Origin of the sequence: Streptomyces argenteolus, from assembly GCF_042902585.1 — a bacterium.
Taxonomy (GTDB): Bacteria; Actinomycetota; Actinomycetes; order Streptomycetales; family Streptomycetaceae; genus Streptomyces; species Streptomyces argenteolus.
The window spans coordinates 496,692-511,747 of sequence record NZ_JBIBEG010000001.1 but is presented as its reverse complement, the minus strand read 5'-3'; the positions used below and the strand labels follow the sequence as shown (position 1 = coordinate 511,747).

General features: G+C 70.8%; 11 protein-coding genes. 2 read left to right on the top strand and 9 right to left on the bottom strand.

Going from position 1 to position 15,056, the window contains the following annotated elements:
- Positions 1 to 233: 233 nt before the first annotated feature.
- Together ACFY8O_RS02210 and ACFY8O_RS02205 are read right to left on the bottom strand one after the other, a co-directional pair.
- A complete protein-coding gene (locus ACFY8O_RS02210) occupies positions 234 to 1,211 on the bottom strand; it encodes a PadR family transcriptional regulator (RefSeq protein ID WP_387897993.1) in 978 nt (325 codons plus the stop codon).
- A gap of 1 nt (position 1,212) precedes the next feature.
- Positions 1,213 to 2,070 carry a DUF4097 family beta strand repeat-containing protein gene (locus ACFY8O_RS02205; protein WP_387897991.1) on the bottom strand — a complete coding sequence of 286 codons (858 nt, stop codon included), beginning with the start codon at positions 2,068 to 2,070 and terminating at the stop codon, positions 1,213 to 1,215.
- A gap of 173 nt (positions 2,071 to 2,243) precedes the next feature.
- Between ACFY8O_RS02205 and ACFY8O_RS02200 the strand changes: the two genes are divergently transcribed.
- Positions 2,244 to 3,104 (top strand): hypothetical protein, encoded by an 861-nt coding sequence (locus tag ACFY8O_RS02200; RefSeq protein ID WP_387897989.1) that lies wholly within the window; start codon positions 2,244 to 2,246, stop codon positions 3,102 to 3,104.
- Here the strand turns inward: ACFY8O_RS02200 and ACFY8O_RS02195 are convergent, their stop codons facing one another.
- From ACFY8O_RS02195 to ACFY8O_RS02175, 5 genes are all read right to left on the bottom strand, one after another.
- A complete protein-coding gene (locus tag ACFY8O_RS02195) occupies positions 3,105 to 3,284 on the bottom strand; it encodes a DUF6104 family protein (protein ID WP_014048295.1) in 180 nt (59 codons plus the stop codon).
- A 90-nt stretch (positions 3,285 to 3,374) separates the two neighbouring features.
- Complete coding sequence (locus ACFY8O_RS02190) at positions 3,375 to 7,169, bottom strand: multifunctional oxoglutarate decarboxylase/oxoglutarate dehydrogenase thiamine pyrophosphate-binding subunit/dihydrolipoyllysine-residue succinyltransferase subunit (RefSeq protein ID WP_145803243.1); 3,795 nt, start codon at positions 7,167 to 7,169, stop codon at positions 3,375 to 3,377.
- A gap of 258 nt (positions 7,170 to 7,427) precedes the next feature.
- Positions 7,428 to 8,504 carry a HAMP domain-containing sensor histidine kinase gene (locus tag ACFY8O_RS02185; RefSeq protein WP_145803241.1) on the bottom strand — a complete coding sequence of 359 codons (1,077 nt, stop codon included), beginning with the start codon at positions 8,502 to 8,504 and terminating at the stop codon, positions 7,428 to 7,430.
- A complete protein-coding gene (locus ACFY8O_RS02180) occupies positions 8,501 to 9,238 on the bottom strand; it encodes a response regulator transcription factor (protein ID WP_014154105.1) in 738 nt (245 codons plus the stop codon). The genes ACFY8O_RS02185 and ACFY8O_RS02180 overlap by 4 nt, the downstream gene beginning before the upstream one ends.
- Before the next feature lie 232 nt (positions 9,239 to 9,470).
- On the bottom strand, positions 9,471 to 10,154 hold the full coding sequence (locus tag ACFY8O_RS02175) for a spermidine synthase (protein ID WP_387897985.1): 684 nt from the start codon (positions 10,152 to 10,154) through the stop codon (positions 9,471 to 9,473).
- A gap of 384 nt (positions 10,155 to 10,538) precedes the next feature.
- On the opposite strand from ACFY8O_RS02175, the gene lon reads away from it, so the two are divergent.
- A complete protein-coding gene (lon, locus tag ACFY8O_RS02170) occupies positions 10,539 to 12,962 on the top strand; it encodes an endopeptidase La (protein WP_387897982.1) in 2,424 nt (807 codons plus the stop codon).
- 164 nt (positions 12,963 to 13,126) lie between these two features.
- Here lon and ACFY8O_RS02165 read toward each other — a convergent pair whose 3' ends face one another.
- Together ACFY8O_RS02165 and ACFY8O_RS02160 are read right to left on the bottom strand one after the other, a co-directional pair.
- A complete protein-coding gene (locus tag ACFY8O_RS02165; RefSeq protein WP_387899522.1) occupies positions 13,127 to 13,879 on the bottom strand; it encodes a polysaccharide deacetylase family protein in 753 nt (250 codons plus the stop codon).
- A 182-nt stretch (positions 13,880 to 14,061) separates the two neighbouring features.
- Positions 14,062 to 14,901 (bottom strand): lysozyme, encoded by an 840-nt coding sequence (locus ACFY8O_RS02160; protein ID WP_387897979.1) that lies wholly within the window; start codon positions 14,899 to 14,901, stop codon positions 14,062 to 14,064.
- Positions 14,902 to 15,056 lie beyond the last annotated feature (155 nt).

Sequence of the window (15,056 nt, the reverse complement as noted above, 5' to 3'; positions counted from 1 at the left end):
GTGCCGTCATGTACCGCGCTGGACCGGCCGTACGGTGCGGATCGGTCGTCCCGGTAACGTCCGGCGCCGGGCCGCGCAGGGCCGCCGCGCCGGGCCGGCCCGTATCGAGCTGATAGGGCCCGGCCTGTACGGCGTCGGTCGGCCTGGCCCGTACAGCCGCTGCCCGGGCGTCAGCGGCTCCGCCCCCGTACCGCCCGGGCCGGAGCATCCCCCGCCCGGACAGCACGCGCCGGTCAGGCCTTGCCGGAGGTGTCCTTCGGCGTGTCGGCGCTCTTTCGCAGCAGTCCCTCGATCCGGGTGGCGGCCGTGGCCAGATGCCGGCGGGCTTCCGCGAGCTGGCTCCCGGTCACGCCGTGGTCCCGGGCCGCGTCACGGATGTCGTCGCGGAAGCGGTCCAGCAAGCGGTCCAGGTCCCGGCCGGGATCGCCGGTGCTCGCCGTGTCGGCAGCCCACTCGATGTCCGGCTCCTCGGGCGTGGGCCTGCTGTAGTAAGGCCAAGTCCCGGTGCTCGCGAAGTTGCCGAGCTGCCCGGTGATCTCGGCCAGCCCTTCCCGTACGCCCGTGGGCCAGTCGCCGCGCGCGAAGTGCTCCTGGACCTGGCGGGCGGCGTTCTGCATCTGCCGCCGGGCGTTCTCATGCGCCTCCTGGGCCTGACGGCGGGCCTCCTCCGCTTCCTCCCTGGCCCTGCGGGACTCGGCCTTCGCCTTGCGGGCCTGCTCCTTCCACTCCTGCTTGGCCTTGCGCAGCTCTTCCTTCGCGGTGCGCCACGCCTCCTTCTCGCCGAATCCGGCGTCCCAGCCGCTGCTCGTGGGCGCGGAGGACTGCCGGGACTCGGAGGCGGCTGCACGCATCTCCCTGCGGAGCCGGCCCGCGGCCCCGCGCACGTCGTCGCGGATCTCCGAGGCCAGCTCGGAGACCGACTCGCGGATCTCCAGCTCCAGATCGGCCAGCTCGGCGCCGCGCCCCTCCAGCTCGGCCCGGCCGGCGTCGGTGATCGAGTAGACCTTTCGGCCGCCCTCCGTGGCGTGGGTGACCAGACCCTCGGCCTCCAGCTTGGCCAGCCGCGGGTACACGGTGCCCGCCGAGGGGGCGTAGAGGCCCTGGAAGCGCTCCTCCAGGAGCCGGATCACCTCGTAGCCGTGGCGAGGGGCCTCGTCCAGCAGCTTGAGGAGGTACAGGCGAAGGCGCCCGTGGGCGAATACGGGGGGCATGTCAGAGCACCTTTCCGGTCGGCTCGGCCTCGTGCGTGTGGTCCTGGGCGGGTGGGCGGCGCAGCAGTGCGATCGAGCCCGAGACGGTGGTCGCCTTGAGCTTCCCCGTGCCCGCGCCCAGCGTGCCGGTGATCTTCTTGGCGCCCCACTGACCGCCCACACGCAGATCCTCGAAGGCGTTGGAGACCGCGCCGCTCGCGGTGTTCGCCTCCACCTTGGCGTCCGTCGGGTGCGGCAGCCGGATGGCGATCTCTCCGGAGACCGACGTCAGCCTGATGTCGGTCGGCTTCGAGGAGGCGCCGAGATCGAGCACCATGTGGCCCGTGACCGACTCGGCCCGGACCGATGTGCCGGAGCCGTCGACGACCGTCAGATCGCCCGACACGGAGTGGAAGCGGAGGTCGCCGCTCACGGTCTGGGCCTCCAGGTTTCCGGACACGGTCTCGGCCCGGACGATGCCGGACAGGCCCACCACGGTGCTGTCGCCGGAGATCCCCCGCAGTTCGGTGCGGCCCTTGATTCCCGAGACGACCGCTTCGGCGCCGATCGCGCCGACCTCCACCGCCGCGCCGGCGGGCACCACGAGGGAGACCGCCGCGCGGCGGCGTGGGGCCTTGCGATCGAGCCAGGTGAGGATGCCGTGCCACGGGAGATCCGGGTAGGTCACCGTGAGGGTCCCGCCCTCCTGGGTCACGACCAGGGGAGGGCCGTCGATGGCGGACACCTCCAGCCGGGCGGTCGTCTCGTCGGTGCCCACGACGTTGACCGCGCCGTCGACGATGCGCACGTGGAGCGCCGTCACGGGGTCGTCGAAGGTGAGCTTCCGGGGCTCGGCGACGGTCCACGTCGACTCGGGCATGGTCTGACCTCCCATGAGGTGGCGTGACGCAACATATCGCGTCTTCTCCTCTTCACGATATATCGCGGATCTTGGAAGTCAAGGGTGAACAGGAGGAGGTGGTCGAGGGGTGGAGAGCCGCAGAATCGGTGCAAATGGTTCAGATCCGGGCAATGTGCCCTAGCGTGTGAGGCATGACCGCGACATCCGTGGGTGCCCTGCTCCTCTGCCGGGCCGAACCCGAGACCGTACGGCCCGTGGCCCATCTCCTCCAGGAGCACATGCTGCTCATGCCTGCGGGGGACGGCTGGAGCGTGCTCGTCCCCGAGGGCACGCCGTGGCGGCCCGGTGGGAACACGAGCGGCGGGGCGGCGGCCGGGCGGGAGCCCGAGCCCGTCGACCGGGTCGTGGGCGGCTGGGCCACCGCGCTCGCGGTGGGCTCCACCTGGCCCGTACTCGCCCTGTGGTGGGACGGGGACCGGTCCGGGTACACGCTCGCCTCGGGCTTCCGGCGCCCCGTCGGCTACATCTGGCTGGCCGACGGCACCCCGGTGGCCGAGGACGAGGCCATGCGGACGTTCGCCACCCGGCTGGGCCTCGACCCCGTCCTGGACGTGCAGGAGCTGGAAGCACTCACCCGCGCGGACCCCGGCACCGACGCGGACGCCCGCCTCCGCGGTCTGATCGCCGTGCTCGCCCGGGCGGGAGTCGCCCTGCCCCCCGGCCTCGCCCCCGGCGAGCCGGCCGACCGGCTGCGCTCGGTCGCGGGGGTCCACCCGGAGACGGAACAGATCGAATGGGGCGGATGGCGCGACGCCGTGCGGGTGGAGCTCGACGCGGTGGAGAGCGGCAGCCTCGGCCCGTGGATGCTCGGCCCCAGAGCCCGTGCCGTGGCGACGGCGCAGATCGCCGCCGGTCTGCCGCTCACGCTCTGGGGCGCCCGCCGCCGCAGCGGCGGCTGGATCACGGCGGGCCTGGTCCTGCTGGTGCAGGGCGTGCTCGGGATCGCGTACAACCGCTTCAGGGACGCGGCCGGGAGCGGCCCCGGAAACTGACTACTCGTCCTCGTCGTCGTCCAGCCGGGCCAGCCAGGTCGCGAGGCGCTCGACGGGGACCTCGAAGTCGGGGTTGAGGTCGACGAACGTGCGGAGCTGCTCGGCGAGCCACTCGAAGGTGACCTCCTCCTCGCCGCGCCGCTTCTCCAGTTCCTCGATGCCACGGTCCGTGAAGTACATGGAACAAGAATAACGAGGCCGGAACACCGGAGGGCCCGGCCCCGCGAGCATCTCGCGGGGCCGGGCCCTCCGGTGACGTACAGCCGCTGATCAGGCCTCGAAGACCTCGGCGACCAGCTGCGTCTGCTCGGCCTGGTGACGCTTGGCCGAGCCGACCGCCGGGGACGAGCCGTGCGGACGCGAGATGCGGCGCAGGCGCTCGCCGTGCGGCACATCGGCGCCGACGGCCAGGTCCAGGTGGTCGATCAGGTTGAGCGCGATGAACGGCCACGCACCCTGGTTCGCCGGCTCCTCCTGGGCCCAGAGGTACTTCTCGGCGTTCGGGTACTTGGCGATCTCGGCCTGGATCTCGGCACCCGGCAGCGGGTACAGGCGCTCCAGACGGATGATCGCCGTCTCCGTGTCCCCACGCTTCTCGCGCTCGGCGTCGAGGTCGTAGTAGAGCTTGCCGGAGACGAAGACGACCTTGCGGACCGCCTCGGCCTTGACCGTCTCGTCGCCGATCACCGGGCGGAAGCCGCCACTGGTGAACTCCTCCACCTTCGAGGCCGCGGCCTTGAGGCGCAGCATCGACTTCGGCGTGAAGACGATCAGCGGCTTGTGGTGCGGGTTGTGCACCTGCCACCGCAGGAGGTGGAAGTAGTTCGACGGGAGGGTCGGCATCGCGACCGTCATGTTGTCCTGCGCGCACATCTGCAGGAAACGCTCCGGGCGGGCGGACGAGTGGTCCGGGCCCTGTCCCTCGTAGCCGTGCGGGAGCAGCAGGGTGACGCCGGACGTCTGGCCCCACTTCTGCTCGGCCGAGGAGATGAACTCGTCCACGACGGTCTGGGCGCCGTTGACGAAGTCACCGAACTGGGCCTCCCAGATCACCAGGGACTCCGGACGGGCCAGCGAGTAGCCGTACTCGAAGCCCATCGCCGCGTACTCGCTGAGCAGCGAGTCGTAGACGTTGTAACGGGCCTGGTCGTCGGAGAGGTAGAGCAGCGGGGTGTAGTCCTCGCCGGTCTTCTGGTCGACGAGGACCGCGTGGCGCTGGCCGAACGTGCCGCGGCGGGTGTCCTGGCCGGCGAGCCGGACCGGGGTGCCCTCCATCAGCAGCGAACCGATGGCCAACGTCTCGCCCATGCCCCAGTCGATCGTGCCGTTCTCGACGGAGGCGGCACGGCGCTGCATCTGCGGCAGGAGACGCGGGTGGACGGTGATCCCGTCGGGGATGTTCACCTGCGACTCGGCGACCAGCTTCACGACCTCCGAGGAGACCGCGGTGTTCACGGCGACCGGGAACTCCGCCTGCACGTCCGGGACGTGCGGCTGGGACGGCGCCGAGGTGGCCTCGCGGACCTCCGCGAAGACCTTCTCCAGCTGGCCCTGGAAGTCCTGGAGGGCCTGCTCGGCCTCTTCCAGCGTGATGTCGCCGCGACCGATCAGGGACTCGGTGTAGAGCTTGCGCACCGAGCGCTTCTTGTCGATCAGGGTGTACATCTGCGGGTTGGTGAACTCCGGGTTGTCGCCCTCGTTGTGACCGCGGCGGCGGTAGCAGATGAGGTCGATCACGACGTCCTTGTTGAACGTCTGCCGGTACTCGAAGGCGAGCCGCGCGACGCGGACCACGGCCTCCGGGTCGTCGCCGTTGACGTGGATGATCGGCGCCTCGATCATGCGCGCCACGTCCGTGGCGTACATCGAGGAGCGCGAGGACTCCGGTGCGGCGGTGAAGCCGACCTGGTTGTTGATCACCACGTGCACGGTGCCGCCGGTGCGGTAACCGCGCAGCTGCGACATGTTGAGCGTCTCGGCGACGACGCCCTGGCCCGCGAAGGCCGCGTCGCCGTGGAGCGCGACGGGCAGGACGGTGAAGTCCGTGCCGCCCTTGTTGATGATGTCCTGCTTGGCGCGGGCGATGCCCTCGAGGACCGGGTCGACGGCCTCCAGGTGCGAGGGGTTGGCGGCCAGCGAGACCTTGATCTGCTCGCCGTCCAGACCGGTGAAGGTGCCCTCGGCGCCCAGGTGGTACTTGACGTCGCCGGAGCCGTGCATCGACCGGGGGTCGAGGTTGCCCTCGAACTCGCGGAAGATCTGTGCGTACGACTTGCCCACGATGTTCGCCAGGACGTTCAGCCGGCCGCGGTGGGCCATGCCGATGACGACCTCGTCGAGGCGGGCCTCGGCGGCGGAGTCGATGACCGCGTCGAGCAGCGGGATGACGGACTCGCCGCCCTCCAGCGAGAAGCGCTTCTGACCGACGTACTTCGTCTGCAGGAACGTCTCGAACGCCTCGGCGGCGTTGAGGCGGCGCAGGATCCGCAGCTGCTCCTCGCGCTCCGGTGCCGGGCGCGGACGCTCCACCCGGTCCTGGAGCCACTTGCGCTCCTTCGGCTCCTGGATGTGCATGAACTCGATGCCGGTGGTGCGGCAGTACGACTCACGCAGGACGCCGAGGATGTCGCGGAGCTTCATCATCGTCTTGCCGGCGAAACCGCCGACCGCGAATTCCCGCTCCAGGTCCCACAGGGTGAGGCCGTGCTCGGTGATGTCCAGGTCGGGGTGCTTGCGCTGGCGGTACTCCAGCGGGTCGGTGTCGGCCATGACGTGGCCGCGGACCCGGTAGGAGTGGATCAGCTCGAAGACCCGCGCGGCCTTGGTGACGTCGTCGTCGTGCGAGGCGTCGATGTCCTTGAGCCAGCGGACCGGCTCGTAGGGGATGCGCAGCGCCTTGAAGATCTCGTCGTAGAAGTCGTTCTCGCCGAGCAGCAGCTGGGCCAGGACGCGCAGGAACTCGCCGGACGCCGCACCCTGGATGACCCGGTGGTCGTACGTCGAGGTCAGGGTCATGACCTTCGAGATGCCCAGCTTGTTCAGGGTGTCCTGCGAGGTCCCCTGGAACTCCGCCGGGTAGTCCATCGCGCCGACGCCCATGATGAGGCCCTGTCCGGGCATCAGGCGCGGCACGGAGTGGACGGTGCCGATGCCGCCGGGGTTGGTCAGCGAGGCGGTGACTCCGGTGAAGTCGTCCATGCCGAGCTTGCCGACGCGGGCACGGCGGACGATGTCCTCGTACGCCTGCCAGAACTCGAAGAAGTTGAGCGTCTCGGCCTTCTTGATGGCCGCGACGACGAGCTGGCGGTCGCCGTTGGGCTTCACCAGGTCGATGGCCAGACCGAGGTTGACGTGCTCCGGCTTGACCAGGGTCGGCTTGCCGTCCTTGACCGCGAAGGAGTAGTTCATCGACGGCATGGCCTTGAGGGCCTGCACCATCGCGTACCCGATGAGGTGCGTGAAGGAGATCTTCCCGCCACGGGCGCGCTTGAGGTGGTTGTTGATGACGATGCGGTTGTCGAAGAGCAGCTTCACCGGGACGGCGCGGACGGACGTGGCCGTCGGCAGTTCCAGGGAGGCGTTCATGTTCTTCGCGACAGCGGCCGACGGGCCGCGCAGCGTCACGAACTCCGGGCCCGCGGGGGCCTCGGCCGGGGCTTCCGCCTTCGCGGCGGCCGGAGCGGCCTTGGCGGGGGCCGCCTTGGCCGGGGCCGCGGGTGCGGCCTTCGCGGGAGCTGCTGCCTTCGCCGGAGCGGCGGGGGCGGGCTCGGCCGGGGCGGCGGGCGCCTTCGCCGGAGCCGGCGCTTCCGCGGCGGCTGCCGGAGCCGGTGTCACCGGTCCCGCGGGGGCGGGTACGGGCTTGTCCGCCGTGCCGGACGCGCCCGGCTTGTAGTCGGCGAAGAAGTCCCACCAGGCGCGGTCGACCGAATTCGGGTCCTGGAGGTACTGCTGGTAGATCTCGTCGACGAGCCACTCATTGGGGCCGAAAGCGGCGGCCGGGTTCGACCCGGAGCCTGCTTCTTGATCGGTCGAGATGCTCGAGTTACTGGGGGACTGAGACGACACGGCGGCAACCGCCCTCTTCCGCTTCACAAGGTGATGGACAGCGGAAATCAAGGCTACGCCTCCCGAGCCGTTACGTGCAGGCCGGGCCGGTCTTCGTCGTGCACATCACATCCGAAGCCGGGTTTCGGCGCATGAAATGGCGGGAAACAAGCAGGGTTCCGCTGCCCTTCGGTACGCGAGGCCGGTGCTACGGCCCCCTGGACCGTATCTCTTTCCCCGGGCTGGGGAGAACAAGGGCCCTGATCTTCGAACAGCAGGTCAACCCACTGGTTGCGGGTTCCCCGGAAGAGTGACCTGAATCCGGCAGCCACGGGCGGATTCGGCCACGCCGATGCGTCCGCCGTGGAGATCCACCGCCCAGCGGGCGATCGCGAGCCCCAGTCCCGTACCGCCGTCGCTCCCCGGACCGTGCGGCGACGGGGCCTGACCGCGGTTGAACCGCTCGAAGACCCGGTGGCGCTCCGCCTCCGGGATGCCGGGGCCCTCGTCCACGACCTCCAGCTCCAGCGACTCGGGATGGGCCCCGCGCCGGGCCAGCACCGTGACCCGGCCGTGCGGCGGGCTGTGCTTGACGGCGTTGTCGATCAGGTTGGCGACCACCTGGTGCAGCCGCTCCGCGTCGGCGTACGCGGTCAGCTCGGGCGGCGACACGTCCAGATGCAGATGGACGTCCGTGCGGGAGTGATTGCCGGAGCCGGAGGAGAGCCGGCGCTGGGAAGCGGCCAGGTTCGCCTCCTTCAGGACGCCCGACAGATACGGCCAGACCTCGAAGCGGCGGGCCTTGATCGCCACCACCCCGTTGTCCAGCCGCGAGAGGTCGAGCAGGGTCTCCACGAGTCTGCCGAGGCGCTCGGTCTGCTTCAGCGCCGTACGCATGGTCTCGGGATCGGCGGCGGACACCCCGTCCACCACGTTCTCCAGCACGGCTCTGAGCGCGGCGATGGGGGTGCGCAGTTCGTGGGAGACGTTGGCGACCAGCTCCTTGCGGTGCCGGTCCTCCGCCTCCAGGTCGTCCGCCATGCGGTTGATCGTCTGCGCCAGGTCCCCGAGCTCGTCGCGCCGCCCGGCGCCGCTGACCCGGCGCGTGTAGTCGCCGTGCGAGATCGAGCGCGCGACGGCGCGCATCTCGTCCAGCGGTGCGGTCAGGCCGTGCGCGACGAACTGGGTGATCAGCAGCGTGGCGATCACGGAGAAGACCGTGATGAAACGGAATTCCGTCCTGGTCCGCAGGGCGACGATGAGCAGTCCGGTCGTGATGAACACGGAGATCACCACGAGGGTGCCCAGCTTGGCCTTGATGGAGAAGGGCCGCAGTCCGGAGCCGGGCCGGGTCATGGCGCGGGGGTCTCCAGGGCGTAGCCGACGCCGTGCACGGTACGGATCCGCTCGGCGCCGATCTTCCGGCGCAGAGCCTTGATGTGGCTGTCGACCGTCCGGGTCCCGGAGGCGTCGGCCCAGTCCCAGACCTCGGCGAGCAGCTGTTCCCGGGAGAGCACCGCGCGCGGCGTGTTGGCCAGGCAGACCAGCAGGTCGAACTCGGTCGGGGTGAGGTGGACGTCGTCCGCGCGCACGCGCACCCGGCGCTGGGCGTGGTCGATCTCCAGCTCGCCGAGCCGCAGGATGCCGCTGCGCGGGGTCACCGCGGCCAGCGCGGCCCGCTCGACCCGGCGCAGCAGGACGTGCACGCGCGCCGCCAGTTCCCGCATGGAGAACGGCTTGGTCATGTAGTCGTCGGCGCCGACCCCGAGCCCGACCAGCATGTCGGTCTCGTCGTCGCGTGCGGTGAGCATCAGCACCGGCACGGGGCGCTGGGCCTGCACACGACGGCAGACCTCCAGGCCGTCGAAGCCGGGAAGCATGATGTCGAGCACCATCAGGTCGGGCTGCCATGCCTCGGCCGCGTCCACGGCCGCGGGCCCGTCCAGTGCGGTCTGCACCAGGAAGCCCTCGGCCCGCAGCCGGGCGGAAATGGCGTCGACGATTGTCGCGTCGTCCTCTACCACCAGCACCCGGCGCTGAGCCCCGGGGGTGGCCGCGACGCCGTTGTGGGTGGTGTGTGTCTGTTCCATCGCCCCGCCCCTGCCCGTTCTCGCGGAGGCCATTCCCCCGGAAGCACGGTTATCGCTTGTGGATGTCGTCGGTGATCCCTTGTGCCGCCAAGCAGCGTAAAGGCTGAGCGGGCCTCTCGGCTACGCAGGGTGTTGTCCGTCGTGAAGGTGTTACCCACGGGATAGGGACGGATCGGCGGACTTGCGGCACGTGATCCGCAGCGGGACGGGGGTGCGCATACCGGGTGGGGGTTCAGTCCCCGCGGAGTGCGAGATGGACCACGTCCGGCACACCTCGGGCAACGGCTACTTCTTCGGTGCTTACTGCGCGGAATCCGGCATTCCGCAGGGATTCCTCGAAGATCGCGGAGGGCTGCGCCGACCACACCGCGAGCACTCCACCGGGCTTCAGCCGCGCCCGGCAGGCTGCCAGACCGGTGGCGGAATAGAGGCTTCCGTTGTCCTGGGTGACGGTCCAGTCGGGGCCGTTGTCGATGTCGAGGCACAGTGCGTCGTAACGCTCCGTGGCCGTGGAGAGGTGGGCGACGAGATCGGTGCGGAGGATGGAGGTCCGGGGGTCGGCGAGCGCCGCGCGGGAGATCCGGCCCAGCGGTCCGGTGCGGTGCCAGTCCACGATCGCCTCCTCGCGCTCGACCACCACGATCCGGCCCCAGCGTGGCTCCGCCACGGCGTGCGCCAGCGAGAAGCCGACGCCGAGCCCGCCGATCAGTACCGACGGGTCCGGCCGGCCGGCGGGCAGCGCGGCGAGCGCGGCGTCGACCAGCAGCCGTTCGGAACGCCCGTCGGAGGTGTCCATGAGGAAGCAGCCGTTGGCGATGATCTCGAAGTCCTCGCCGCGCTCCCGGAGGACGACTTCGCCGAACGGCCCTTCGCGGCGGTCCAGGACGACGGGGCGGTGGGCGTCTGTGGCGGGCATGGGCGCGGTCTCCGGTCTCCGGTCGGCGTGGCTCTTCGGGCGCCCATTTTTCCCGTCGGCGGAGGCCCGGACCAGTGGATTCCTGAGATCTCACCCTCCTGTGCGGGGGTGCCGGCCGCTTCCGCCGCACGCCGGGTCCCGGCCGGGCGGAGGTGCGGGGAATGACCGCGGAGGGCGAGGTGCTGCCGTAGAGAGGCAGGCGGACCGGGCGGCCCCTTCGGTGTCCCCGGTGGTCGCCGATCCCGTCCGGCTCCGGAGCGGGACACGCGGTCGCCGGAAGCCGGTGGAGCGGTGATCGCTCACAGCGAACACGGTCCGGGGAACATTCAGGGACTCACAAGCATTGAGCCCACATAGCTCAACTTGCCTGCCGAAGGGGAGATCATGACTGCCGAATCCAATGCGTCCAAGGCGTCCACGCCGATCGACCTGCCCGTGCTGCCGCTCGACGACGAGGTCGTACTGCCCGGGATGGTGGTTCCGCTCGACCTGTCGGACGCGGAGGTGCGGGCCGCCGTGGAGGCGGCCCAGGCCGTCGCGCGGCCCGGTGGCGGCAAGCCCGAGGTGCTGCTCGTGCCGCGTATCGACGGGAACTACACCGGCACCGGGGTGCTGGGCACCGTCGAACAGGTCGGACGGCTGTCGGACGGGGACCCCGGCGCCCTCATCCGGGCCCGTGACCGGGTGCGCATCGGCGCCGGCACCAGCGGCCCGGGCAACGCGCTCTGGGTCGAGGGCACCCGGATCGACGTGTCCCTGCCCGACCCGCTCCCGGGCTCCGCAGCCGAGCTGGCCAAGGAGTACAAGGCGCTGGCCACCAGCTGGCTGAAGAAGCGCGGTGCCTGGCAGGTCGTGGACCGGGTGCAGCAGATCGACGACATCTCCGCCCTCGCGGACAACTCCGGTTACTCCCCCTTCCTCACCACGGCGCAGAAGGTCCAGCTGCTGGAGACCACGGACGCGATCGCCCGGCTGAAGCTCGCCATCCAGTGGCTCGGGGAGCACCTCGCCGAGCAGGACGTCGCCGAGTCCATCGCCAAGGACGTCCAGGAGGGCGTCGACAAGCAGCAGCGCGAGTTCCTTCTCAGGCGCCAGCTCGACGCCGTACGCAAGGAGCTGTCCGAGCTCAACGGCGATCCCGAGGGCGAGACCGACGACTACCGGGCCCGCGTCGAGGCCGCCGACCTGCCCGAGCACGTCCGTGAGGCCGCGCTCAAGGAGGTCGACAAGCTGGAGCGCGCCTCCGACCAGAGCCCCGAGGGCTCCTGGATCCGGACGTGGCTGGACACGGTCCTCGAACTCCCGTGGAGCGAGCGCACCGAGGACGCGTACGACATCCGGGGCGCCCAGGAGATCCTCGACGCCGAGCACGCGGGTCTCCAGGACGTGAAGGAGCGCATCACCGAATACCTCGCGGTACGCAAGCGGCGTGCCGACCGGGGCCTCGGTGTCGTCGGCGGCCGGCGCGGCGGTGCGGTGCTGGCCCTGGTCGGGCCGCCCGGGGTCGGGAAGACCTCCCTCGGCGAGAGCGTCGCCCACGCCATGGGGCGCAAGTTCGTCCGGGTGGCGCTCGGCGGCGTCCGGGACGAGGCGGAGATCCGCGGGCACCGGCGTACGTACGTCGGCGCGCTGCCGGGACGGATCGTGCGGGCGATCAAGGAGGCCGGTTCCATGAACCCGGTCGTCCTGCTCGACGAGATCGACAAGGTCGGCTCCGACTTCCGGGGAGATCCGGCGGCGGCCCTGCTCGAAGTCCTCGACCCCGCCCAGAACCACACCTTCCGCGACCACTACCTGGAGGTCGAACTCGACCTCAGCGACGTCGTCTTCCTGGCGACGGCCAACGTCCTGGACGCCATTCCGGAGGCCCTGCTCGACCGCATGGAGCTGGTCACGCTGGACGGCTACACCGAGGACGAGAAGGTCGTCATCGCCCGGGACCACCTGCTGCCGCGTCAGCTGGAGCGGGCCGGACTGGAGGAGAGCGAAGTGAGCCTCGACGAGTCCGCTCTGCGCAAGCTCGCCGGCGAGTACACCCGGGAGGCCGGGGTCCGGAACCTGGAGCGGGCCGTCGCCCGGCTGCTCCGCAAGGCGGCCGCGCAGCACGAACTGGGTGAGCGGGAGCTTCCGTTCACGGTGACCGATCAGGACCTGCGGGGTCTGATCGGCCGGCCGCACCACGTGCCCGAGTCCGCCCAGGACCCGGCCGAGCGCCGCACCGCGGTACCCGGGGTGGCCACCGGACTCGCCGTGACCGGAGCCGGCGGTGACGTGCTCTTCGTCGAGGCCTCGCTCGCCGATCCGGAGACCGGGGCGTCCGGACTGACCCTGACCGGTCAGCTCGGCGACGTCATGAAGGAGTCCGCGCAGATCGCCCTGAGCTTCCTGCGCTCCCACGGGGCCGAGCTGGAGCTTCCGGTCGCCGACCTCAAGGACCGGGGTGTGCACATCCACTTCCCGGCGGGCGCGGTCCCGAAGGACGGCCCGAGCGCCGGCATCACCCTGACGACCGCGCTGGCCTCGCTGCTCTCCGGGCGGCTGGTCCGTACGGATGTGGCGATGACCGGCGAGGTGTCGCTGACCGGACGGGTGCTGCCGATCGGCGGCCTGAAGCAGAAGCTGCTGGCAGCCCACCGCGCGGGCATCACCACCGTGGTGATCCCCCAGCGCAACGAGGCCGACCTGGACGACGTCCCGGCGGAGGTCCTCGAAACGCTGGAGGTCCACCCGGTGACCGATGTGCGCCAGGTGCTGGAGATCGCGCTGGCCCCGGCCAGGGCGCAGGAGAGGATCCCGGCCGCCGCATAGGCGTCACGTGGTGACGGACGCGGCGCCGCGCGCGCGGCCGGTACGGACGGCCCGCCCTCCCCTCGGAGGGCGGGCCGTTCCGCGTGGACGCGGGGGCAGGGATCGGGCCCCACCATGGGCCGCGGGCCCGGGCCTGGACCGCGGCGCAGGGGGAGGTCCGGGGGTCAGGGGCGGTAGACCGTGCCGGGCTTCGGCTCCGCGGGGGCCATCAGCTGGGGAACGGTCACGAAGGTGTAGCCCCGCGCCTTCAGCGCGTCGATGATGCCCGGCACCGCCGGCACCGTCCCCGGGTAGATGTCGTGCAGCAGGATGATCCCGTCCTTGCCCGCCTGGTCGAGTATCCGCTTCCTGATCAGCGCGCGGTCGTCGGTGGAGTAGTCCTTGGCGGTCGCGCTCCACAGCACCTGGGAGAGCCCGAGTTCCTCGCAGATCCTGGACACGGTGTCGTCGGTGCGGCCCTGCGGGGGGCGCATCAGCCGGGGCTTCTTCCCGGTGATGTCCTCGATCGCGAGCTGTGTCCTCTCCAGCTCCGCGCGTATCTCCTCGGGCTTCTGCTCCGTCAGGATCTTGTGGGACCAGGTGTGGTTGGCGACCTCGTGCCCCTCGGCCTCGATGCGGCGCACGGTCTGCGGGTGCTTCAGCACGTGGTCCCTGCCGAGCAGGAAGAAGGTGGCCGGCACCTTCTTCTCCGCCAGCACGTCCAGGAGGTGCGGCGTGTCCTTCGCCGGACCGGCGTCGAAGGTCAGCGCGATGCACATGGCCTTGCGGCAGTCCACCGACCCGAACGCCCCCTTCGCGTCGGAGGCGGCTTCGGCGCGGGCGGACCCGGGGGCCGTGGTCCGCGTACCGCACCCGCCGAGCGTCAGTGTGAGCACCGTCACCAGGGCGGCGGCCAACCCTGGACGGAACGACGACATCTTTCCGGGCACAACAGACACAGCGCGTCACTTCCCCGTGGCTCGGCCGCACGCCGGCGGTGCGGCACGGCGTGACTATACATAGCGTGTATACGCATCGTGCATAGTGGGGGTGGCGGCACCACGCGGAACCCCGGTGACCTGGGGCTGGTCACCGGGGTCCGGTCGTGCGTCGTGCGGGGTCAGCCGTTGGCGAGTGCGGCCACGCGGTCGAGTGCGCCGTTGAAGTGGTTGTGGTCACCGACCGTCGGGCCCGACGACGTGTACTGCCACATCGTGTAGTAGCCCCAGCCGGCCGGGAGTTCGCCCACCGTGGTGTTGTAGCGGGCCACCCAGAGCGGGTTGGTCGCGCCGAAGGTCGCGTTGTTGCCCGTGCAGTCCTTCCACCAGCTGGTCGCGGTGTAGATCACGGCGTCACGCCCGGTGCGCGCCTTGTAGGTGTTCACGAAGTCGCGGATCCAGGAGACCATGCCGGCCTGGGTCTTGCCGTAGCACTGCGCCCCGTACGGATTCCACTCGATGTCCAGCACGCCGGGCAGGGTCTTGCCGTCCCTGGACCAGCCTCCGCCGTTGTCGACGAAGTAGTTCGCCTGGGTGGCGCCGCTCGTCGTGTCCGGGGTCGCGAAGTGGTACGTGCCGCGGATCATGCCGACGTTGTAGGAGCCGTTGTACTGCTGGGTGAAGTAGGTGTTCTTGTAGTACGTCCCCTCGGTGGCCTTGACGTAGGCCCACTTCACGCCGCTGTTCCACAGGGTCGACCAGGCGACGTTGCCCTGGTGGCCGCTGACGTCCACGCCTTCCGTCTGGACGGCGGTCGCGCCGACGCCGCCGCTCTGCCCGCCGTCGTGGGCGAGCACGCCCTGGCCCATCCTCGCCGTCCCTCGTTCCGGGACGACCGCGGTGCCGGCCGCGGACGCCGCGCCGGGGAGTGTGAGCAGCAGGGCGAGGGCGGCGAGGAGTGCGCCCGCCGCTGCGACACGGGAGCGGCGAGAGGGGGAGGTTCCGGATCTGTGCACGGGCATTGCGTGCCTCCGAGGGCTCGGTGGGGGGAGCTCATGGCCCAGGAGCGGATGCGGGACGCTCCTGCGGTCGTGCGCCATGGTGTGGACATGCCACCCATGGCACTCACGAAGCTACGCACGTAGACCCGCCCTCCGGAAGGGGGCCTGGGCGACGC